The organism is Pseudoduganella sp. jia 12, from assembly GCF_055502675.1.
This window is the reverse complement of the sequence record NZ_JBUXKP010000002.1, coordinates 566,816-588,771: the sequence shown is the minus strand read 5'-3', so window position 1 is coordinate 588,771 and position 21,956 is coordinate 566,816. Positions and strand designations below refer to the sequence as shown.

Here is a 21,956-nt window from a genome sequence, read left to right as displayed (position 1 = left end):
TATGACACATTCTGTTCGCCTTGGCGGTAACATATTGCCTTAGGTAAATTATCTGCCGGCAGGATTCGTGCCGGGACCAGCGGCGTCAGCCGAACAACAATGTCCAGCAAAATTCTCCGCCGTAACACGATCCTTGCGCTTGCCCTGCAAGCCGTCCTTGCCCAGGCCTTCGGGCAGGAAGAAGCCGCCGGCGACCTGGCCGCGATGCCGCTCGAAAGCCTGATGGGCGTGACGGTCGTCACTTCCGCCTCGCGTTTCGCCCAGCGCGTCAGCGATGCGCCGTCGGCCGTGTCGGTGCTCACCTCGCAGGACGTGCGCGAGCATGGCTGGCGCACGCTCGCCGCGGCGCTGGCCAGCCTGCCGGGCGTGTTCATTTCCGACGACCGCAATTACACCTACATCGGCGCGCGCGGCTTCCAGCGCCCGGGCGACTACAACAGCCGTTTCCTGCTGATGATCGACGGTGTGCGCGTCAACGACAGCGTGTACGACCAGGCGTCGATCGGCACCGAGGGCCTGCTGGACATGGATCTCGTCGAGCGCATCGAATACGTGCCGGGCCCCGGCGCCGCCGTGTACGGCTCGAACACGATCTTCGGCGTGATCAACGTGGTCACCAAGTCGGGCAGTGCGCTGGCCGGGCCGCAGGTCGCCGTGGCCGCGGGCAGCAAGGGCGAGCGCCGCGGCCGCGCCAGCTATGGCTACCATGCGCAGGATGGCACCGACGTGCTCCTTTCCGTCAGCGGATTCACGCGCGACGGCGGCAACGTATACGCAGCCGAATTCGATACGCCCGACCAGAACAACGGCATTGCCGAGGGCCTGGATCATGACCACTCGCGCAGCGCGTTCGTGAAAGCCTCGCGCGGCCCGCTGTCGTTCAGTGCCGGCCACGTGACGCGCGAGAAGGGCGTGCCGACGGCATCGTTCGGCGCCGTCTACAACATGGCGAACCGGACGCGCGATGCGCAGAGTTTCGCCAGCCTCGGCTACACGAAGGATGTGTCGGACACGCTGGAGCTGTCCGCCCGCGCGGACTGGGGGCGCATCGCCTACGTGGGCACGGGCTCGTATCCCGACGACGAAGGCAATCCGCGCACCAACGTGGATGGGGCGCAGGCCTCGTGGTATGGGATGAACGCGACCGCCACGTACAGCGGACTGGCCGGGCACAAGCTGCTGGTCGGCGTGGATGCGCAGCGCAATGCAAGGCTCAAGCAATACAATTTCGACCTGGATCCCTACGAAGTGGCGATGGACGACCGCCGCGCGGTCAGCCGCGCCGGCGTCTTCATCGAGGACGAAGCGCGGCTCGCCTCCAGCCTGATCCTGAATGCCGGCGTGCGCTACGACCACGACAACATCACCGGCAGCCGCGTCAACCCGCGCGCCGCGCTGATCTGGCATGCCGGCGCGAAGGATACGCTGAAGCTGATCTACGGCACCGCCTACCGCTCGCCGAACGCCTACGAGCTGTACTACGACGTGGAGGCCTATGCGGAAGCGAATCCGCACCTGCGCGCCGAACAGATCGCAACAAGCGAACTGGTATGGGAACGGCAGCCGGATGCGTATACGAAGCTGTCGCTGTCGGCGTTCCACTACCGGCTCAAGGACCTGATCACGGAAACGCTGCGGCCGGACGGCATCCTCATGTTCGACAATACCGAGCGGGCTTCGGCCGACGGCGTCGAGCTGTCCGGCGAACGCCTGTTCGCCGGCGGCACGCGGGTGCGCGGCAGCTACACTTACCAGCACGCGGAAGACGAGGATGGCGCCTGGCTCGTCAACTCGCCGCGCCACCTGCTGAAGGTGAACGCCACCTGGGCCCTGCCGGGCGACGCGCTCCGCCTGGGCACGGAAGGGCAGTGCATGTCGCGCCGCCTGACGGAGAACGCCAGCACGGGCGGCTTCTGCCGGTGGAACGTCACGCTCGGTCCGGCCAGCCGCAACGGCAGGGTGGACTGGTCGGTCAGCCTGTACAACGCGACCGGCCGCCGCTACGAGGACCCGGCCGGCCCGGCCTTCGTGCAGGAAGCGATCGCGCGCGAGGGCCGTGTGGCGCTCGTCAAGATGGGCTATGCGTTCTGAATATCTTGCCGCCACGGCGCTGGCGCTGTTCGTCTGGGCGCTGCCTTGCCGCGCCCAGACGGACGGGTCCGTGCTGAAAGCCGCCTATATCTACAACATCGCCCAGTTCACGGTGTGGCCTGCGAACGCGGGCGCGCGGCCGTTGAACGTGTGCGTCGCCAGCGGCCACGCGCTGTGGCAAAGCCTGCGCCAGTTGCAGGGCAAGCCGGTGGGCGAGCGCAAGGTCGCCGTCGTCGAGCCCGCGGCCGGCATCGCCTGCGACGTGGCCGTGCTGCGCGCCGGCGCCGCGCGGCCGGCCCCTGACGGCGCCGGCACGCTGGCCGTCGTCGACGAACCGGTGACCGGTTACGCCGGGGCCGTGGCGCTCGTGGAGGAAGACCAGCGCCTGCGCTTCGATATCGACACCAGGGAAGCCGCGCGCGCCGGGCTGCGCTTCAGTTCGCGCCTGCTGCGCCTGGCAAGGAACGTCCGATGAAACTGCTCCCTTCCCGGGCCGGGCCGAAAGGCCGCATGCCGATCGCCGCGGCGCTGCGCAGCGGCCAGTTGCTGGCGGCCGTTGGGGCGCTGGTGATCGCCGGCGCCGTGCTGGTGGCCTACCAGCTGCTGGAGATCCGCCAGGCGCTGGCCGACGGCGCCCGCGTGCAGGCCGCCATCGTGGCCGACAGCGTGACCGCGCCGCTGATGTTCGGCGACCGCGAGTCGGCGCAGGAAACGCTGCGCGCGTTCCGCTACGCCCAGGGCCTGAAGGCGGTGGGCATCTATGACCGGGATGGCCGCCGTTTCGCGGAATTCTCGTACCCGGACAGCCGCCTGCCGCTGACGCTGCAAGCCGCCCTGGGCGAGCGCGACGGCCGCATCGTGGTGACGGACACGGTGCGCTACCGCGGCAACGTGATGGGACACACGGTGCTGCACGTGGGTACCGACCGGCTGCGCGGGGCGATGCTGCGCTACGTGGGGCTGCTGGTGGTGGCTTCGCTGGGCGCGATGCTGGTCGTGGCCACGCTGGGCCGCACCACGCGCGCACGGGTGGCCGCCGCCGAGCGCAAGCTCGACTACATGGCGCACACCGACCACGTGACGCAGCTGCCGAACCGGCACGCCACCTATGCGCGGCTGGAAGGCGCACTGGAGGAGGCCGCCGCGGCCGGCGCGCAGGTGGCGCTGCTGCTGGTGGACCTCGACAATTTCAAGATCGTCAACGACACCGCCGGCCACGCGGCCGGCGACGAACTGCTCACGAAGGTGGCGGCCGCGCTGGCCGGCGCGGTGCGCACGACGGACCTGGTGGGCCGCATCGGCGGCGACGAATTCGCCATCATCGTGACGCCGGTGCCGAATCGCGCCTGTGCGGTGGCGATCGCCGACAAGGTCACGCAGGCGCTGCGCCATCCGTTCGCCGTGGAAGGAGGCGAGTTCTTCGCGACCGCCAGCGTGGGCGTCTGCCTGTATCCGGACGACGCGTCGACGATGAGCGAACTGGTGTCCAGCGCCGACACGGCGCTGTACCACGCCAAAGAGTCGGGGCGCAACCGGCTGGCCGAGTTCGTGCCGGCGATGACGGCCGCCACGCAGCGCCGCGCCATGCTCGAGCGCGAGCTGCGCCGGGCGATCGACGGTGGCCAGCTGGCCGTGCATTACCAGCCGCAGTTCGATTGCGCCAGCGGCGCGCTGCTCGGCGTGGAAGCCCTGCTGCGCTGGCGCCACCCGGAACACGGGCCGATCTCGCCGGCGGAATTCATCCCGATCGCCGAAGAGAGCGGCCTGATCGTGGAGCTGGGCAGCTGGGTGCTGCGGCACGCCTGCGCCGAAGTGGCGCACTGGCAGCGCGCCGGCGGGCCGGCCCTGGCGCTGGCCGTCAACATGTCCGCGCGGCAGTTGCGCGAGCCGGGCTTCATCGAGGAGGTGCAGCGCGCACTGGCCGCCAGCGGCCTGGCACCGGGCCAGCTGGAGCTGGAACTGACGGAGAGCGTGCTGATGGAAGACGTGTCCGGCGCTGTCGCGTTCATGCAGGCCGTGCGTGCGCTCGGCGTGCGCCTGGCGATCGACGATTTCGGCACGGGTTACTCGTCGCTGTCCTACCTGCAGACGTTCCCGATCAACCAGCTGAAGGTGGACCGCAGCTTCGTGCAACTGCTGCCGCAGCGCGGCGAAACCATCATCCACGCCGTGCTGGCGCTGGCCCGCGGCTTCGGGTTGACCGTGGTGGCCGAGGGCGTCGAGGAACCGTGCCAGCTGGAATGGCTGCGCGACGCCGGCTGCGACGTCGTGCAGGGCTACCTGCTGGGCATGCCGATGGCCGCGGACGCGTTCAAGGCGCGCTTCCTGGCACCCGTCGCGGCGTAATGCCCGGGCGCCATTAGGACTCCTTGACATGGCGCCGCGGCCGCACTACGCTGCGGCATGGACATTACCCCAGAGACGCCGTGGGACGCGACCCCGGACCTGTCGGCCCGCGTCGTCACCGCGATCGCCCGCCTGGCCAGCGTGATGCGGGCCGGCATGTGGGCCGCTTCCACCGCCGAGCATCTCAATCCGGCGCAAGCGGAAATCGTGCAACTGCTGCACCGCCGCGTGCGCGGCATGCGGTTGTCGTGGCTGGCGCAGCAACTGTCGATCTCCACCGCCAGCGCCAGCGATTCCGTGGCCGCGCTGGTTGCAAAAGGCTACGTGCGCAAGACCCGGGCCGCCGACGACGGCCGCGCCACCGCGCTGCTGCTGACGCCCGAGGGCGAGCAACTGGCCGGGCGCCTCGAGGGCGCGCTGGACTTCGCCGACGACGCCGTCTCGGCGCTCCCTCATGCGCTGCAGGTGGCCTTGCTGACGGGCCTGTTCAAGACGATCGCCGAACTGCAGAAGACCGAACGCTTCCCCGAACTGCGCGCCTGCCTGTCGTGCCGCCACTTCGAACCGAACAGGTTCCCCGGCGCCGACGCCCCGCACCACTGCGCCCTTGTCGGCGCGCCGCTGCCGATCGCCTTCCTGCGCATCGACTGCGCCGAACACGAACCCGCCGACCCTATCGCCGCCCAGCGCAACTGGCTAACCTTCGCGTGAATCACCAGTGCCGCGGCCGCGCTCACCGCTTACTGCCGAACTCGTGTCCACCATGGGGCCAGGCCTTTTTTCGGACACGAACTCGACACTAAGTGGCAGGGAAAAAGCTCAGCCCGTGTCCGATTTCGGGGTTGACCCCAGGGCGGACACGGGGTGGGCCGTCGCGGCGGACAGCGCGACAGCGGAGGTCAGTGCCTGGACGACGACGCCAGCAGGCCCGCCGGCCTGCGCGTGCCGGGTACGGGCGCCGGGGAGCCCGCGGCTGCATCCCCGCCGATCCGGAACACCGCCACCGCCTCGGCCAGCCTGCGTGCCTCCTCCTTCATCGACTCGGAAGCCGCGGCCGCCTGTTCGACCAGTGCCGCATTCTGCTGCGTCACCGCATCCATCTCCACCACGGCCCGGTTGATCTGCTCGATGCCGGCCGACTGCTCGTTGCTGGCCGCGGAGATCTCGGCCATGATGTCCGTGACCCGCTGCACGCTGGCGACGATTTCGCCCATCGTGGCGCCGGCCTCGCCAACGAGCTGGCTGCCGGCTTCGACCTGCCCGGTGGAGGCGCCGATCAGTTCCTTGATTTCCCTGGCCGCGGCAGCCGAGCGCTGCGCCAGCGCGCGCACCTCGGAAGCGACGACCGCGAAGCCGCGCCCCTGTTCGCCGGCGCGCGCCGCTTCCACCGCGGCGTTCAGTGCCAGGATATTGGTCTGGAACGCGATGCCGTCGATGACGCTCGTGATGTCGCCGATCCGGCTGGCCGAGGCACGGATCTCGTCCATCGTGCCGACGACGCGGCCAATGATGTCGCCGCCGCGCGCCGCCACTTCCGACGCGGCCCCGGCCAGCGTATTGGCCTGGCGCGCATTGTCGGCGTTCTGCTTCACGGTGGACGCCAGCTGCTCCATCGACGATGCCGTCTCTTCCAGTGCGCTGGCCTGCTGTTCGGTGCGGGACGACAGGTCCTGGCTGCCGGTCGCCACCTCGGCCGCTGCCGTGGCGATGACGTCGGTACCCTGGCGCACCGTGGCCACCGTGGCGGCCAGGTTCTCGTTCATGCGGCGCAGCGCGCGCAGCAGTTCGCCCATCTCGTCGCGCGACGCGGCATCGATGCGGCTGGTGAGATCGCCCGCCGCCACCGTGTTGGCCACGCCGAGCGCCTGCCCGACCGGCCCCGTGATCGAGCGCGTGATCCACCATGCCACCAGGGCCGCCAGCGCGACGGCGATGAAGCCCAGGATCCACATCAGGTTGCGCGTGCTCGTATAGGTAGCCTCCGCCTGCTCGGCAGCGGCCGTGCTGATCTGCTTCTGCAACGCCGCCTGCTCGCGGGTGGCCTGCTTCAGGCGCGCCAGCAGGGGCCGCATCTCGCCCACGAGGTAGGCGCGCGCCGCGTCGGCGGCCCCGCTGTTGACGTGGCCGATCAGCGTGTCCTGCGCGGCGGCGTACCGGTCGGTGTCCGCGCGCATCTGGCGCAGCAGGTCGCGCGCTTTCGGATCCTGCAGCGTGGCCTCGAGCTCGCGCATCACGTCGTTGATCGCCTGCCGCGACGCCATCACCTCGGCATGCTGCTGGCGCCGGTCTTCGGGATGGTCGTTCAGCATCATGTTGCGCAGCGCAATGGCGATGTCGTTCACTTCTTCCAGCATGCGGCCGGTCGCCTGGATCTTCGGCATGCGGTTGTTCACGATCTCGCCAGTGCCGGTGTTCACCCGCGACAGCATGGCGTTCGACAATTGCACCATCGCAATCAGCATCACGCACACGATCGCAAAGCCGAGCGCCAGCCGTTTTCCGATGGTGAGATTCGCTATAGTCATCGTCGTCTCCTTGTGATCAGGTTTCGGGCCGCTGCCGCCGGCTTTCGTGCCGCCAGTTATACCGTAGTGAAAGCATGGCTGGCGCACAAAGAACTTTGCAGTCGCGGGAAACGATGGTAAAAGCTGGAAGGCCAAATTCGTGTTGGCGTTTTCGTAACCTTTTCGTCCAGGACATCCATGAAACCAAGCATCACCCCGGACATTGCCCGCCGCTTCGACCTCGTCGGCCTGGGCGAATGCATGGTCGAGTTCAATGCCACAGAGCCGCTGGCACACGCGCAGCGGTTCGCCAAGGCGTATGGCGGCGACGTGCTGAACGCGCTGGTCGCGGCGGCGCGGCAGGGCGCGCGCACGGCATTCGCCAGCCGGGTGGGCGACGACCCGTTCGGCGCCGGCCTGCGCGCCGCGTGGGAAGAAGAAGGGATCGACGTTTCGCACGCGCCGCTGGTGCAGGGTGAAAACGGGGTGTATTTCATTTCGCTCGATGCGCACGGCGAACGGTCGTTCACGTACCGCCGGGCCGGCAGCGCCGCGTCGCAGCTGGCCGCCGCCGATATCGATGCGGCGTTCATCGCGTCGGCCCGCTGCATCCTGCTGTCCGGCATCACGCAGGCCATTTCGCCGGGTGCCCGTGCCGCCACGCTGGCCGCGGCCCGCATCGCCCGCGAACACGGCGTGCTGGTGGCCTATGACCCGAACTACCGCCCGCGCTTGTGGAATGACGAGGATGCCGCCCGCGCCGCCTGTGCCGAGTTGCTGCCGTATGTCGACATCCTGGTCCCGAGCCTGCCCGCCGATGGCGCCATCCTGCCCGGCCCGCCGCAGGCGCTGGTGGAGCATGTGGTGGTCAAGCATGGGGAAGAGGGCTGCGAAGTGTGGCTGCGCGGCGAGCGCACGGCGGTGCCGGCGGTGGCCGCGAACGTGGTCGATACCACCGGCGCCGGCGATGCGTGGAATGGCACCTATCTCGCCGCCGTGCTGCGCGGCGAGGCGCCCGCCGACGCCGCGCGCCTCGCCAATCGCGTCGCCGCCGCCAAGCTGGCGCACCGCGGCGCGATTCCGCCGCGGGATTTTTTTACGCCGTCGACCTGACCGGCGCCGCCGTCACCGCCACGCCGCGCACGCAATTGCGCCCGCTCCGCTTGGCTACATAGAGCTGCGCGTCGGCCGCCTCGACCAGCATGTCCGGGCGGTCCGGCGCATCCGGGTCGAGCGCCCGCACCGCGGCGATGCCGAAGCTGGCGGTGGCCGTCACGAACTGGCCCAGCTCCACGGCGCTGCCGGTGCTGCCGAACGCGTGGCGGATCCGTTCGGCGAGCGCACGGGCGCCGTCCAGGTCCGTTTCGGGCAACACCATGAGGAATTCCTCGCCGCCATAGCGCACCACGCTGTCGACGGTTTCGCGCGTCATCGCCAGCAGCAGGCCGCCGAATTCGTGCAGCACATGGTCGCCCGCCGCGTGGCCATACGTGTCGTTGATGCGCTTGAAGTGGTCGATGTCGCACAGGATCACGGACAGCGCCGTGCCGTAGCGCCGCGCCCGCGCCAGCTCGGCATCGAGCAGTCCCCGCTGCAGCACGCGGCGGTTGAAGCAGCCCGTCAGCGGGTCGCGGTCCGCCAGTTGTTCGAGCAGGATGGCGGAGCGGTATTGCTCGCGCTGCGCGAGATGGAACCGGCGCGCGCCGATATAGCCGAGCGTATTGCCGAGCATGAGCAGCAGCACCAGCGCCACCTGGTCGTCCATCCTGAGGGTGCCCTGGACAAGGAGCATCACGCAGAACACGGCCGACGAGCCGCAGGCGATCCATACCGCGTAGATGAACCGGTTCGGGATATTGACGTAGACGGCCATCAGGATCAGCGCCTGCGACATCACGTTCCACGTCATGGCGGCGGGCTGGTACCAGCACAGCACCATGAACACCGCCAGGCCGATGATTTCGACGCTGCAGGCCGCCAGCACCGTCACGCGCACCGATTCGGGCCGGCGCGTGATCGCCAGCAGGCCGGCGCCCGCCACCAGCGCCACGAGCACGCGCAGCGCGATCATCACGCCGGCCGTGGTCGTCGGGCCCAGTGTGGCCACGTCGGTGGCGCCGAACGCCACGTAGAACGCGGCGCAGAAAATCAGGCTGATCTTCAGCTGGGCGGAACGCTCGGGCAGGTGGTGGCGGTTGAAGCGGTCTTCGGCGGCCGCGTCCGCGAACTCCGCGCGCTGGCGGTCGATCTCGAGGCGGGGATGGGGCAGGTCGCGGTGCGGCACGGGGTCTTTCAGGCATGAACGATGCGCACCGGACGTGCGTAACGCCCCGGCATTGTACATTTAAATTCTTGTAAGTATCAATCTGTCATGCACTCCCGGTTTCGCCGCGCGCCGAAAGGGGAGGCCAGGGATGCCGGCGCCGTGCGCGCCATGAAAAACGGGCCGTCCAGGGACGGCCCGCCGGGAGCGCGGCGCTGCGTTGCGCCGCGACGGTCAACCCGTCATCAGAACTTGTACCGCGCGCCCAGCATGTAGCGCGGGCCGCCCTGCGTGGCGGTCAGCACCATGTTCTTGGTGCGGCCATGCACGCGCTGCGTTTCGTCGTTCAGGTTGATGCCTTCGAACTGCAGGGTCAGGTTCTTGGTCAGGTTGTAGCCGATCGACAGGTCGACCTGGCCATACGGTTCCACGTACTGCGGATTCGGCCCCGCCTGGTCGGTGACCGAGGACAGGAATTCGTCGCGCCAGTTGTACGCGGCACGGATCGACCACTTGTCGTTCTCGAAGATACCGATCACGTTGGCCGAATCGGACAGGCCGACCAGGGCGAACTGGTTGCCCGAGCCCGCGTTGTCGAAGCTCAGGTTCGACTTCACGTACGTGTAGTTGGCCTGGATGCCGAAGCCGCTGGTGCCGAACATGTGCTGCCAGTTGACTTCCGCGCCTTTCACGTTGGCCGACTTTTCGTTGACGAACGACGTGATCTGATACTGCACGGCCGGATTCCCCGCGATGCCCGAGATGGTGCCGGTCTCGTTGCCCAGCGCGTTCGGCGCGCCCCGCACCACGCCCGGCTGGCCGGCGTAGTTGCGGAAGATGAAGTTGCGGATGCAGGTGGTGTCGGTATTGATGCAACCCGATGCCAGCGCCGCGTTCCAGTAGGCGCCGCCCACCGGCGTCGTCACGTTCGGCGACGCTTCCATGTTCACGCTCTGGCCAGCGTAGTTCGACAGGGACTTGTGGAACAGGCCCAGCGACACGGTGCTCTGCTGCGAGTAGTACCACTCGGCCGACAGGTCCAGGTTCTTCGACTTGACCGGTTCCAGCGCCGGGTTGCCGCGGGTGCCCGTACCATAGTTGATGTTGCCGGTCGGGTTGATGTTCGTGCCGCCCTGGATCTGGTCGTAGCGCGGCCGGCCGATCGTCCAGCCATAGCTGGCGCGAACCTTGAAGTCGTCACGCACGTTCATGTCCCAGTCCAGGCTCGGCAGGAAGTGGTGGTACTTGCCCTTCAGGCTCGTGAAGTCCTTGCCCGAGAAGACGAACGGCAGCTCGTTCTGCGCCACCCAGTTCACGCCGGCCACGGTCTGCGACAGCGCGGTCGACAGCACGTCGGTCTTTTCGTAGCGGAAGCCAATGCCTGTGTGCATCGGCATCGCCGTATCCCATTCGGTATTCAGCTGGAAGTACAGCGCGCGGCTCTTTTCCGTCGTGCGGCGGTCGTAGTCCGGATTGGACAGGCTCGGCAGGTACAGGGACGGCTTGCCGGTCGCATCCGATACGCGCTGGCGCATCGCGGCGAAGTCGAACAGGTGGATCTGCTGGAACAGGGCCGGGTTGTCGTGGCCGCCCAGCTTGTCGAAGTACTGGCCCAGCGAATCCGGGCGGAACATCGATTGCGGGTAGTCGGCCGGCGACGTGGCGCCGCCCCACGAATCGCTCTGCACCTGCTGGAAGGCCGAGCGGTTCTTCACGTTGGTGAGCGACAGGCCGAAGTTCAGCTCCGACGCTTCCCACAGTTTCAGGCGGCCGCCGGCCTGGGCCTGGTCGATCTCCATCCGCTGGTAGCCATCCTGGAACCACGAACCGGACACCTGCATCGGCGCGCGGTTGAAGTCGGCGCCTTCGATCGACAGCACCGGCATTTCGTTGTCGAACAACACGCGAGTATTGCCGCGGCTGAAGCTGACGGTGGCCAGGTCGTTGTTCGAGCCGAACGGGCTGTCCTTCTGCGATACGGCGGTGGAGTGGTGCGCGTCGAACGTCAGGCGCAGATCATTCGATACCTTCCACTGCGTGTTGAAGCCGAGCGACTTGTTCTCGGACTTGGTGGCGAAGTCGCCGCCATTCATCGCGATATCCTGGTTGGCCACGTTCTCCTGGTAGAAGATCGGCGCCGCCACCGGGCCATCGGTCCAGCTGGAGACGGACGGACCGTGGTTGAACCAGGCCGACAGCTCGTGGTACTTGGTCTGCACCTTGTTCAGCGAGTACGTGTAGTCCAGCGTGGTGGTCAGGTCCTTGTTCGGGCGGAACTGGAACGTCAGCTGGCCGTTCGTGCGCTGGCGCTGCGAACCGCGCATGAAGTACGAGATATTCTGCGGCACGGAATACACGTCGCTGCCGTCCGGGCGGTTCGTGATGTTTTCCGAGCCGGGCGCGCCGGGCAGGGGGATCACGCCGGTGACGCCGGTCTGCGTGGCCGTGTACGGGCCTTTCCAGCCATTGGTGATCTGCGCCTGGTTCACGCCCAGGTTGCGTTCCTGGTAGCTGGCGCTGACCGACACGCCGAACATGCCGTCGGCCCACGTGGTGCTGTAGATGCCGGACACTTCCGGGGTGTACGAGCGCTTCGCCGCGTCTTCCTGCGGCAGGTTGTCGTTCGACGTGTCGTACACCAGCTTGCCGCCGATGCTGGCCATGTTGCCCAGTTCCAGCGGACGCGCCGTCATGATGTTCAGCGTGGCGCCGATGCCGCCCGGCGGCGTGTCGGCGCGCGAGCTCTTGTACACCTGGATCTGCGACACGGCTTCCGACGCCAGGTTCGAGAAGTCGAATGCGCGGCCGGCCAGGTCGCCCAGGTTCGACGTCGGCATCTGGCGGCCGTTCAGCAGCACCATGTTCAGGTCCGGACCCACGCCGCGCACGGTCACTTGCGAGCCTTCGCCGCGGTTGCGGTCGATCGACACGCCGGAAATGCGCTGCAGCGATTCGGCCAGGTTAGTGTCGGGGAACTTGCCGATGTCGTCGGCCACGATGCCGTCGACGATACCGTCGGAATTGCGCTTCAGGTTCAGCGTCGACTGCATCGAGGCGCGGATGCCCTTGACGACGACGGTGGCTGGTGCGCTCGAATCGGCCACGTTGCCGGCGACATTGCCGGCGACTTCCTGGGCCGACGGGCCCGTTGCGGCCTGCGCGACGGCCGGAGCGGCCTGCGTGGCGTCCTGCGCGAAGGCAGGGGCCATCAGCGTGGCGCAAGCCCCGGCGACGGCGATGGCGATCAGGCGGTGCCTGGTATTGGGGGATGCATTGAGTTCCTTGGAACTCTTCAGACTGTACAGCACGGTGTCTCCTCTCTGATGTGGAACGCCGCGTCCCTGGGCGGTGGATGCGGCATCATTGGTCTTGCCAAATCACACGTCCCGTCGTTCCGATCACCGCGGGACTTCGTCGTGTCGCATGCTGTCTTCGCAACATTGCTCACATGACGTAATTTACGCAAGAGTAAGAAAATTACGGTAATTGGTCAATCGCGCGAACAAATAAAATTTCATCACGAAATGGTAAAAAACCCTGTTGTGGCAGGCATTTACGTTATCCCAAACCATTACATACGTTACGTAATCCTTTGGAAAACGGTTTCCAAGAAATCGTTTTCATAGCAAAATCAACGACTTCTGAAAACGTCTCCATCACTGTCTCGATGTTGCTGTTGCGCATTGGCGTGCCGGACTGCCCAGGCGCCGGCCGTCATGGCTGTTGCAAATTCTTCACAACATGCGGCATAAAACCAACGGTTTGTGGAAACGTGTCCATCGGCGGCCGAATCCAGGCCGGCCGCGCGGAGGATCGCGCGGCCTTTTTTTGGCGCGAGCCCCACCCGTGCTGCATAATCCGCCCACTGCAATCGACCCAGAACCGCCATGCCCGTTACCGGTGACCAGCAACTCCTGAAACAACTGAACCGGATGGCGCTGGTGCGCCAGGTCAGCGCACAGCCCGGCCTGTCGCGCGCGGCGCTCGCGGACGAGCTGCGCCTGACGAAATCCACCGTGAGCCAGCTGGTGCGCGAGCTGATGGATGAAGGCTGGCTCGCCGAGAGCGAACTGCTGGTGACGGGCGAAGTCGGGCGCCGCGCCACGCCGCTGCACCTGGACACGGGCCGGCTGGCGCTGATCGGCGCCGAAGTGGGGGTCGACGAGGCGCGCGTGCTGGCGACGAACCTGCTGGGCGAAGTGCTCGACGTGCGCGTCATCGACTACGACGACGCGCACGATCCCGCCTCCTGCATCCGGCTGACGGCGCAGGCGATGGTGCGCCAGGCGCGCCGGCTTGCCCGGCCGGCCGGCGGGGAAGCGCGGCGCGTGCTGGGCCTGGGCATCGGCCTGCATGGCGCCGTCGACGAGCACACGGGCTGCCTGCGCCACGCGCCGCACCAGGGCTGGCGCAATGTCGACGTGCGGGCCCAGGTGGAGGCGCATTTCGCCGGCACTGTGCTGCACGGCCTGCCGCTGTACATGCAGAACGAGGCAAACGTGGCGGCGCTGGCGGAGTTCGAGTTTTCCCGCGAAACGGCGGGCGATCCGCTGATCTACCTGTCGATCAGCTATGGCGTCGGTGCCGGCATCATCGTCAGCGATCGGCTGTTGACGGGCATGGGCGGCTTCGGCGGCGAAGTCGGCCACGCGATCCTGCAGGCCGACGGCCCGCGCTGCTCGTGCGGCCGGCGCGGCTGCGCCGATGCGCTGATCGGCCTGGCCGCGCTGCTGGGCGACGAACGGCCCAGCTACGCGGCGCTGGAGCGGCTGTACAAGCGGGTGGCCGACGGTGCCCCGTCGACCTGCGCCGCCGTGGCGGCGGCCGGACACCAGCTGGGCATCCTGCTGAACAACCTGTGGGCGGGCTTCGACCCGATGGCGATCGTCATCGGCGGCCCGGCGCTGCGCCTCGGCGACGCGCTGATCGGGCCGGCGCGGCAAACGCTGGCCGGCTACGCGCAGGCGGCGCTGCTGACGCCACCGGAAATCCGCACGTCGCACTTCGGCATCGACGCCGTGGCCGTGGGCGCCGCCGCGCTGGCGCGCTACCGGCTCACCCGCCCGCTGGACCTGCAAACGCTGGAACGGCGCACGGCGCGCGGATCGTAGGCGGGTCTCTGACACTTTAGCTGGTGTCGGACACTTTTTTCCGGATGCCTTTCCCGGAAAAAGGTGTCGGACACCGTTCTCGCATGCGCTGGCACCGGGCTGCCGAACACCGGTGTCCGACACATTTTCCGGATGAGACGCCCGGAAAAATGTCCGGAAGGAGAGAGGGCCTGCAGGCCCCCTCTGTTACGCAGGCAAGGAGCCGTGCTCCTTGAAACCCCTGCTCCACCACCAGGCGCGGCGTTCGCTGGACCGCACAGCGAAGAAGGGCGCTGGCGACCAGAAATCGGCGGGCTCGCACGCGATTTTCCCAGTCATGCCAAACTAGCCGTCCCGACGGCCGCGCCATGGCGGCCATCACCGCACAGGAGAGCGATCGCATGACTGAAAACACGAAATACGTACCCCCTGATGTCTGGACCCCGCCAACGGCGGCCGGCGGCACCTTCGGCAGCATCAACCGCCCGGTGGCCGGTGCCACGCACGACAAGGCGCTCCCGGTCGGCGAGCACCCGCTCCAGCTGTATTCGCTGGGCACGCCGAACGGCCAGAAGGTGACGATCCTGCTGGAGGAACTGCTGGCGCTGGGGCACACCGGCGCCGAATACGATGCGTGGCTCATCCGCATCGGCGACGGCGAACAGTTCGGCAGCGGCTTCGTGGAAGCCAATCCGAACTCGAAGATCCCGGCTCTCGTCGACCGCAGTGGCGACGTGCCGCTGCGCGTGTTCGAATCCGGGTCGATCCTGGTCTACCTGGCCGAGAAGTTCGGCGCCTTCCTGCCCATGGAAATCCGCGCGCGCACGGAAACGCTGAACTGGCTGTTCTGGCAGATGGGATCGGCACCGTTCGTCGGCGGCGGCTTCGGCCACTTCTTTGCCTATGCGCCGGAAAAGCTGCAATACCCGATCGACCGCTATGCGATGGAAGCCAAGCGCCAGCTCGACGTGCTGGACCGCCAGCTGGCGGTACACCGCTTCGTGGCGGGCGACGACTACACGATCGCCGACATGGCGATCTGGCCATGGTATGGCCTGCTCGCGCTGGGCGAACTGTATGGAGCCGGCCAATTCCTGTCGGTGCAGGAATACACGAACGTGCGGCGCTGGGCGGAAGAGGTGGCGGCGCGCCCCGCCGTGCAGCGCGGGCGCCGCGTGAACCGGCTGCAGGGCGAGCGCCAGGTGCCGGAGCGGCACAGCGCCGCCGATCTCGACTGACGATCGCCGGCAAAAAAAACGGGCGCCGAGGCGCCCGTTTTGAATGATTCAAGCGGCGATCAACGCTTGGAACGGCGGCGCGCGGCGAAGCCGACCACGGCCATGCCCAGCCCCAGCATCGCGTAGGTCGACGGTTCCGGCACGGCCGACACCGTGGCATTGACGATCGTCTGCGAACCGGTGGACTCGAACTTGGTGAAGTCGTAGCGGGTCACGATCGCGTTGTTCGTGTCTGCCGCGTAGCTCACCATTTCCGCCGCACGGTTCAGCACCGCCTTGCCGGCAGGGTTGTTGACGCTCCAGTCGAAGTACAGCTGGCCGGTGGTGGCCGTCAGGTTGCTGTCATCGCTGTAGACTTCCCACAGCGCCAGCTGGAATGCCAGGCTGTCGGTCTTGGCGGCGGCGGTGTCGCCGGTGATGCCCGAATAGAAGTTGGAATACAGGCGCGCGACGGTGTCGTTGTTCTTGAAGAGCGTGAATTCACCGCCGTTGCTGTAGGCGCCCCTCGAATCGCGCTGCATTGGCGTGACCGGATCGACGCACAGTGCCAGGAAGACGCTGCTGCCATCGGTGACATCGTACGTCTGCAGGCTGATCGGCTTGGCGCCCTGGCCGAAGTAGGCAGCGGCAGTAGCGCGGACGCCACTCGCGTGGGTGCTGACCGTGGCGGCACCCGCCGTGGACAGGATGGCGGCGCCGAGCGCGAAGGCGGACAGTTTCAGGATAATGTTTTTCATGGTCTTGGTTTTCTTCTGTAATGTGCCGGCTGCGCCGGCACGGGATTCATGGTTCGTCAATGGCCGGCTCAAGCGGCCAGCGGGGATTGTCCGATCAGCTCGGCCATGTTCAGGCCATCGATGCCGGCGGCGGCCACGTCGCCCGCCGCCACGTTGAAGTACACGTCCGTCATCGACACTTCCTGGCCGTTGACGGTGGCGCTGCTGCGCTCCAGGTGCAGGTTGCCGTTGGCATCGAGGAACGGCAGTTCCTCGAACGACACCGCCAGCGAGGTCACGCCCGCCTGGGCCAGCGAGACCAGCTCGCCCGCGTCGGTGATGCCGTTGCTGTTGGCGTCCTGCCACAGCGTCAGCGCACCGAACTGCGCATCGTCGGCCGTCACGAAGCCGTCGCCGTTGCTGTCGAACGAAGCGAGTTTCGCAAAACCGCTGCCCTTGCTCGCGCCGCCGAACAGTTCGGCAATGCTGTCGATGCGGCCGTTGCCGTTCGCATCGATCGCCAGGAAGGCGTCGCTCGACGACAGCCAGCCCGACTTGATCGCATTGCCGGTGCCGAGCAGGTCGAACCTGCCGCCGAAGTCCTCGCGGGCGATCGTGTGGATGCCGTCGCCGTTCAGGTCGATGGCGATCGGCGTGATCGCCGCATCCCAGCTCATGTCGTTCTCGCCGGAGGAAAGGAACGTGGCGTCGGTCTGCGTCAGGCCCGTCTTGCTCACGCCGTCGCCCTTGACGTCGCTGTCGAGGTAGTCGTTCCTGCCCGCGTCCTTGGCACCCCACTTCCAGTCGTTCATTGCATACGTGAGGCCCTTGGCGTCCGTGAACTTCACGTTGGTCTTGTCGAACTTCAGGTAGTAGCTGCCCGGATCGAGTTTGCTGAACAGGTAGCTGCCGCTGCTGTCGGTCGTCGTGGACGCGACCAGCTTGTTGCTGGCGGCGTCATACAGCATGACCTTGATCTTGCCGATGCCTTCCTCGCCCTTGTCCTGCACGCCGTTGTGGTTCGCATCGCGCCACACCTTGTCGCCGATGCTGGCCTTGCGGTACAGGCCCGCGTCCAGGTCGGTCTTCTGCTCGCCGGTGGCCAGCTTGAACACGCCGCTGCCCGCGATGGTCGACGAAGCGGAGAGGTTGGTGAAGTCGGAGTCGGTCTTGTCCGAACCCACGTTCGCCTTCGTCGTGTAGTAGCCGTTCGGCCGCGTCACTTCCACGCTGTACGAACCGGCGGCCAGCTTGTCGAACGCGTAGCTGCCATCGGCCTTGGTGACGGTGGTGCCCTTCAGCACATGGTTCGCGTCGTACAGCTTGACGGTCACGCCGCCGATGCCGCATTCGTTCGCATCCTGCACGCCGTCGAAATCGCTGTCTTCCCACACGGTGCTGCGGACGCTCGCCTGCGTCAGGCCGGCGTCGAGCGACTTCTGCGTTTCGCCCGCCCTGACCGTCACGGTGCCCAGGTTGCCCCTGGCGTCGGCATTGCTGTCGTACGAGCTGTTCGTGGCGTACTGCTTCGTCACGCCATAGCCGTCCGGCGTCTTCATGCTCACGCTGTAGGTGCCGGCCGCCACGTTGAACTTGTAGTTGCCGTTCGCGTCGGTCTTCGTGGTGGACACCACGTCGCCGTTCGCGTTCGTCAGCGTCATGACCACGCCGGCCACGCCGCATTCGCCGCTGTCCTGCACGCCGTCGGCATCGCTGTCGAGCCACACGCGGTCGCCGATCGTCGCCGTCTGCGCCACGCCGGCGTCGAGGGTGGTGTTGTTTTCGCCGGAAGCCAGCGTCACCTTCTGCGACAGGCCATTGGCGTCGATGTCGGAATCGAGCGCATCGTTGCCGCCCGCGTTCTGCTTCGTGATCGTGTAGCCGGACGTCAGTTGCGCCGTGTCGAACTTCACGCTGTAGGTGCCCGGCTTCAGGCCGGTGAACGCGTATTCGCCGTTCGCGTTCGTCGTGGCGGAGGCGATCGACTTGCCGTCCGCGTCGAGCAGCGTGACCTTGGCGCCCTTGATGCCGCTTTCGCCCGCTTCCTGGATGCCATCGCCATCGCAGTCGAACCACACCTTGTTGCCCAGCGAGGCGGCGCGATACAGGCCGGCGTCGGCCGGATCGATCGTTGCGCCGGCCTTCACGGCAAACGTGGCGGACACGCCGCTGGCGTTGACGTCGCTGTCGACCGCGTCGTTGCTGCCCGTGTTCTGGCTGGTGAACGTGTAGCCGGCCGGCTTGGCCACCTGCACCGAGTAGTTGCCGGCCGCGGTGGTGAAGCTGTAATTGCCCTTGTCGTCCGTCGTGGTGGTGGCGACCGTATTGCCGGCCGCGTCGCGCAGCGACACGGTCGCGCCTGCGATGCCGGTGCTGCCGTCGTCCTGCAGGCCATTGCCGTTGGTGTCTTCCCAAACGGTGCTGGCGATCTTGCCGGTCTGCATGTTTGCCGGTGCCTCGAACACGGCGTCCTCGCCGGAGGAGAGTGTCACCTGCGCGGTGCTGCCGTTGCCCGAGGCGAACGTCACGCCTTCGGGCAGGGTTGCCGCGTCGAATTTCAGGCTGTACGTGCCCGGTTTCAGGTCGCCGAACTTGTAGTGGCCCTCGGCATCGGTGGACGCCTGCGCAACCACCTTGCCGTTCGCGTCGAGCAGGGAGACCGAGACATTGGCGATGCCGACTTCGTCCGCGTCGAGCTTGCCATCGCGGTCCGTGTCGTTCCACACGGTGCTGGCAACGCTGGCATAGCGATACAGGCCGGCGTCGGCGCTGTCGTAGACGTCGCCCTTGGCGACCGTGAACGCGTCGGTCTTGCCGCCGGCATCGATGTCGCTGTCGACGGCGCGGTTGGAACCGGCGTTCTTTTCGGTCGCGACATAGCCTTTCGGCGCGGTCAGCGCCACGGTGTAGGTGCCGGTACCGATCTCGAACTTGTACTGGCCGTCGGCGTTGGTCGTGGTGGTGAGGATGACGTTGCCGGCCGCGTCGCGCAGGTCCACGGCCACGTTGGCGAGGCCGGCTTCGCCGCTGTCCTGGATGCCGTTGCCGTTATCGTCTTCCCACACGGTGTCGCCGATCGTGGCCAGCGTGGGCGCGCCGCTGCCGGGCGGCGTCACTTCCGGAACGGGCACCTTGAACGACAGGTAGTTCGTATCGATGCTGGTATCCCGCGCGCCGGTGCCCACCATGCCGCCGTCGTCGCGCACGTGGAAGCCCAGTTCGACGATGCCGCCGGAGGTCTCGCTCGGCACGAATGCCAGCTTGCCTGCCTTGATATCGGCGGTGGAAATCTCGCTGCCCGTCGCGACCGCTTTGCCATCCAGCAGGATCTTGCCGTCCGCCGGCAGCGACTTGATGATGATGGACTTGAATGCATCGCCTTCGACGGCGTCCTCGAAGCCGAAGTCGGCAGTGCCGAGCACCACGGGGTCGTGGTTTGCCAGGTCGAAGTCGCGGTCGGCGCCGGTGGGGGCGTCGTTGACCGGGTCGATCACCACGCGCAGTTCGAGGGAGAAGAAATAGCCTTCATCGTCCTCGACCATGAACTGGTAGGTGGTGAACCCGCCATTGTAGTTTTCCTTCCAGTCGCCCGGCCGGATGTAGATCTCGTCGGTGCCGACCAGGCCCAGCAGCGGGCTGTCGCCCCAGACGGTCGAGCCGTCCGGAAGGGCGGTTGACACATCGATGATCGCCATGTCGTCGGATGCGGTGTAGCCGGCTGCCTTCAGGATGTCGCGCATGGACAGCGTGACGGACGTGTCTTCATCGACGTGGACGGTACTTTTAAGGGATAAATCGCTCATGCAGTATGTGCTCCAATGCCAGCCCCGCGCATGTCATGGATGCGGTGGCGGACGGGTTGCCCCCGGGGCGCAGTACAGATATTGGGTACAGCCTGTGCCGGGAAGAAAAGTCGATCGGCTGTTTTGATGCCAATCAGATACATATGTTGTTCATTGTATAGTATTTTGATCTGTGTAGTACCAATAGTAAATAAATGTTTGGAAGTTATAACGAAAGTTTCATTCGATATAACGAATGCTGTTGTAATTCGAACGTCCTGGACAGTCAGGGGGCGCCGCGGCGGCATGCCTTGACGAAATGTCATCGGCCGGTCATCATGCGATCCCGATCCCCAGCTGATCCATTCATTCACTGAACCCATGGCACTCCTGACCGTTACCGAAGCCTCGCGCCTGGCGCGGCGCAGCCGCGCTTCCATCTATCGCGACCTGGAGAAGGGACGGCTCGACAAGGTATTCACGGCCGACGGCACGCTCAAGATCGATTCGGCCGCGCTGGCGCGGGCCTACGGCGAGATCGGCCGCCGCGAGGCGCAGGGTGCGCCCGGCGCGTCGCCGGCGGCGACGGACAAGGCGATCCAGGCCGTGCTGCGCCAGGTCGACGGCGGGGCGGCGGATGACAAGGATCGGGAAGCGGCGCGGGAAGCGGCAATGGAAGTGGCCATGCTGCGCGAGCGGCTGGCGGCCTGCGAGCAGCGCATGGCCCTGCTGGAGCGGATCGCCCAGCTGGAAAAGGCCACGCGGCAGGCGGCCGACGTGACGTGGCGCGAACGCCTGCAGGCAAAGGACGAGGTGATCGCCGCAATGACGCTGGCGCTGGCGCGCCCGCAGCAGCAGCCAAGTCGGGACGACGGCTGGCCGAAATGGACCCACAGCGGGAGCCACGGCGGGAGCCATGGCGTGGGCCACGCGGCCGGCACGGTGAAGCGCGCCATCAACTGAGGCGGCGCCCCCGGGCAGCCCGGATGAAGGTCAGTAAACCTCGGGCACCACGATCTCCTGCGGCACCGGCTGGCGCACGTAGTCTTCGCGGTACTCGCGCTCCGGCAGCGCGATCGCCGGCCGTTCGACCGTTTCGTAGGGAATCTGCGCCAGCAGGTGGGCGATGCAGTTCAGCCGCGCCTTTTTCTTGTCCACGCCCTGCACGACCCACCATTTCGCCTCGGGGATGTGGGTGCGCTCCAGCATGATCTCCTTGGCCTTCGTGTATTCCTCCCAGCGGCGGCGCGATTCCAGGTCCATCGGCGACAGTTTCCACTGTTTCAGCGGATCGTGGATGCGGGCCAGGAAACGGGCATTCTGTTCCTCGTCCGAGATCGAGAACCAGTATTTGATCAGCTGGATGCCCGAACGGGCCAGCATGCGCTCGAATTCCGGCACGGTCTGGAAAAATTCCTCGTACTCCTCATCGGTGCAGAAGCCCATCACCCGTTCCACGCCGGCGCGGTTGTACCAGCTGCGGTCGAACAGCACGATCTCGCCGGCGGCCGGCAAATGGCACACGTAGCGCTGGAAATACCATTGCGTGCGTTCCCGGTCGTTCGGCGCGGGCAGGGCGGTCACGCGGCACACGCGGGGATTCAGGCGCTGTGCGATGCGCTTGATCACGCCGCCCTTGCCGGCCGCGTCGCGACCCTCGAACAGGATCACCACGCGGTGGCCCGTGTGCACCACCCAGTCCTGCAATTTCACCAGTTCCGCCTGCAGGCGGAACAGCTCGCGAAAGTACAGGCGGCGCGCTTCCCTTTCCTCGTCGCCGCCGCCTTGCGCCGGCAGCAGCGTTTCCGAATCGAGCTCGCGGTCGTCCAGCTCCAGTTCCAGCTCCTCGTCGTAGCTGTCGGCGATGTCGCGCCGCACGCGGTCGGTGATATCCTGGGGATAGTTCTGCAACATGTGGTACTCCGG

At 66.8% G+C, this 21,956-nt stretch carries 14 protein-coding genes; 8 read left to right on the top strand and 6 right to left on the bottom strand.

The window, feature by feature from the left end; genetic code table 11:
- Positions 1 to 99: 99 nt before the first annotated feature.
- The 4 genes from ACY65G_RS05460 to ACY65G_RS05445 are packed head-to-tail and all read left to right on the top strand — an operon-like array spanning position 100 to position 5,148.
- Positions 100 to 2,091, top strand: coding sequence for a TonB-dependent receptor plug domain-containing protein (locus tag ACY65G_RS05460; RefSeq protein ID WP_464996341.1), 1,992 nt, complete (start codon positions 100 to 102; stop codon positions 2,089 to 2,091).
- A complete protein-coding gene (locus ACY65G_RS05455; RefSeq protein ID WP_464996340.1) occupies positions 2,081 to 2,566 on the top strand; it encodes a YfiR family protein in 486 nt (161 codons plus the stop codon). Before ACY65G_RS05460 ends, ACY65G_RS05455 begins: the two co-directional genes overlap by 11 nt.
- A complete protein-coding gene (locus ACY65G_RS05450) occupies positions 2,563 to 4,437 on the top strand; it encodes a putative bifunctional diguanylate cyclase/phosphodiesterase (RefSeq protein WP_464996339.1) in 1,875 nt (624 codons plus the stop codon). The genes ACY65G_RS05455 and ACY65G_RS05450 overlap by 4 nt, the downstream gene beginning before the upstream one ends.
- A 57-nt stretch (positions 4,438 to 4,494) precedes the next feature.
- Entirely contained in the window at positions 4,495 to 5,148 is a 654-nt protein-coding gene (locus ACY65G_RS05445) for a MarR family winged helix-turn-helix transcriptional regulator (protein ID WP_464996338.1), read from the top strand.
- Positions 5,149 to 5,336: 188 nt separating this feature from the next.
- Here ACY65G_RS05445 and ACY65G_RS05440 read toward each other — a convergent pair whose 3' ends face one another.
- Entirely contained in the window at positions 5,337 to 6,962 is a 1,626-nt protein-coding gene (locus ACY65G_RS05440; RefSeq protein WP_464996337.1) for a methyl-accepting chemotaxis protein, read from the bottom strand.
- 177 nt (positions 6,963 to 7,139) lie between these two features.
- Between ACY65G_RS05440 and ACY65G_RS05435 the strand changes: the two genes are divergently transcribed.
- The gene (locus ACY65G_RS05435; RefSeq protein WP_464996336.1) at positions 7,140 to 8,054 is read left to right on the top strand and encodes a sugar kinase; all 915 of its coding nucleotides are present in this window, start codon (positions 7,140 to 7,142) and stop codon (positions 8,052 to 8,054) included.
- Here the strand turns inward: ACY65G_RS05435 and ACY65G_RS05430 are convergent.
- Both ACY65G_RS05430 and ACY65G_RS05425 read right to left on the bottom strand, forming a co-directional pair.
- Positions 8,038 to 9,225 (bottom strand): GGDEF domain-containing protein, encoded by a 1,188-nt coding sequence (locus ACY65G_RS05430; RefSeq protein WP_464996335.1) that lies wholly within the window; start codon positions 9,223 to 9,225, stop codon positions 8,038 to 8,040. The genes ACY65G_RS05435 and ACY65G_RS05430 overlap by 17 nt on opposite strands.
- Before the next feature lie 224 nt (positions 9,226 to 9,449).
- Positions 9,450 to 12,512: a TonB-dependent receptor gene (locus ACY65G_RS05425; RefSeq protein ID WP_464996334.1), complete on the bottom strand. Its 3,063-nt coding sequence runs from the start codon at positions 12,510 to 12,512 to the stop codon at positions 9,450 to 9,452.
- A gap of 579 nt (positions 12,513 to 13,091) precedes the next feature.
- On the opposite strand from ACY65G_RS05425, the gene ACY65G_RS05420 reads away from it, so the two are divergent.
- Positions 13,092 to 14,315, top strand: coding sequence for an ROK family transcriptional regulator (locus ACY65G_RS05420; protein WP_464996333.1), 1,224 nt, complete (start codon positions 13,092 to 13,094; stop codon positions 14,313 to 14,315).
- 380 nt (positions 14,316 to 14,695) lie between these two features.
- The gene (gene yghU, locus ACY65G_RS05415) at positions 14,696 to 15,532 is read left to right on the top strand and encodes a glutathione-dependent disulfide-bond oxidoreductase (protein ID WP_464996332.1); all 837 of its coding nucleotides are present in this window, start codon (positions 14,696 to 14,698) and stop codon (positions 15,530 to 15,532) included.
- Positions 15,533 to 15,591: 59 nt separating this feature from the next.
- Here yghU and ACY65G_RS05410 read toward each other — a convergent pair whose 3' ends face one another.
- Both ACY65G_RS05410 and ACY65G_RS05405 read right to left on the bottom strand, forming a co-directional pair.
- Positions 15,592 to 16,269, bottom strand: coding sequence for a PEP-CTERM sorting domain-containing protein (locus ACY65G_RS05410; RefSeq protein WP_464996331.1), 678 nt, complete (start codon positions 16,267 to 16,269; stop codon positions 15,592 to 15,594).
- Positions 16,270 to 16,337: 68 nt separating this feature from the next.
- Positions 16,338 to 20,051: an SdrD B-like domain-containing protein gene (locus ACY65G_RS05405; protein WP_464996330.1), complete on the bottom strand. Its 3,714-nt coding sequence runs from the start codon at positions 20,049 to 20,051 to the stop codon at positions 16,338 to 16,340.
- Positions 20,052 to 20,411: 360 nt separating this feature from the next.
- Between ACY65G_RS05405 and ACY65G_RS05400 the strand changes: the two genes are divergently transcribed.
- Complete coding sequence (locus ACY65G_RS05400) at positions 20,412 to 20,993, top strand: hypothetical protein (protein WP_464996329.1); 582 nt, start codon at positions 20,412 to 20,414, stop codon at positions 20,991 to 20,993.
- Positions 20,994 to 21,023: 30 nt separating this feature from the next.
- Here the strand turns inward: ACY65G_RS05400 and ppk2 are convergent, their stop codons facing one another.
- Complete coding sequence (gene ppk2, locus ACY65G_RS05395) at positions 21,024 to 21,944, bottom strand: polyphosphate kinase 2 (RefSeq protein ID WP_464996328.1); 921 nt, start codon at positions 21,942 to 21,944, stop codon at positions 21,024 to 21,026.
- Positions 21,945 to 21,956 lie beyond the last annotated feature (12 nt).

Coding starts and splice junctions, on each gene's coding strand:
- ACY65G_RS05440 (WP_464996337.1), bottom strand. CDS start 6,962: ATGACTATAGCGAATCTCACCATCGGAAAACGGCTGGCGCTCGGCTTT.
- ACY65G_RS05400 (WP_464996329.1), top strand. CDS start 20,412: ATGGCACTCCTGACCGTTACCGAAGCCTCGCGCCTGGCGCGGCGCAGC.
- ppk2 (WP_464996328.1), bottom strand. CDS start 21,944: ATGTTGCAGAACTATCCCCAGGATATCACCGACCGCGTGCGGCGCGAC.
- ACY65G_RS05460 (WP_464996341.1), top strand. CDS start 100: ATGTCCAGCAAAATTCTCCGCCGTAACACGATCCTTGCGCTTGCCCTG.
- ACY65G_RS05410 (WP_464996331.1), bottom strand. CDS start 16,269: ATGAAAAACATTATCCTGAAACTGTCCGCCTTCGCGCTCGGCGCCGCC.
- ACY65G_RS05420 (WP_464996333.1), top strand. CDS start 13,092: ATGCCCGTTACCGGTGACCAGCAACTCCTGAAACAACTGAACCGGATG.
- yghU (WP_464996332.1), top strand. CDS start 14,696: ATGACTGAAAACACGAAATACGTACCCCCTGATGTCTGGACCCCGCCA.
- ACY65G_RS05405 (WP_464996330.1), bottom strand. CDS start 20,051: ATGAGCGATTTATCCCTTAAAAGTACCGTCCACGTCGATGAAGACACG.
- ACY65G_RS05455 (WP_464996340.1), top strand. CDS start 2,081: ATGCGTTCTGAATATCTTGCCGCCACGGCGCTGGCGCTGTTCGTCTGG.
- ACY65G_RS05445 (WP_464996338.1), top strand. CDS start 4,495: ATGGACATTACCCCAGAGACGCCGTGGGACGCGACCCCGGACCTGTCG.
- ACY65G_RS05435 (WP_464996336.1), top strand. CDS start 7,140: ATGAAACCAAGCATCACCCCGGACATTGCCCGCCGCTTCGACCTCGTC.
- ACY65G_RS05450 (WP_464996339.1), top strand. CDS start 2,563: ATGAAACTGCTCCCTTCCCGGGCCGGGCCGAAAGGCCGCATGCCGATC.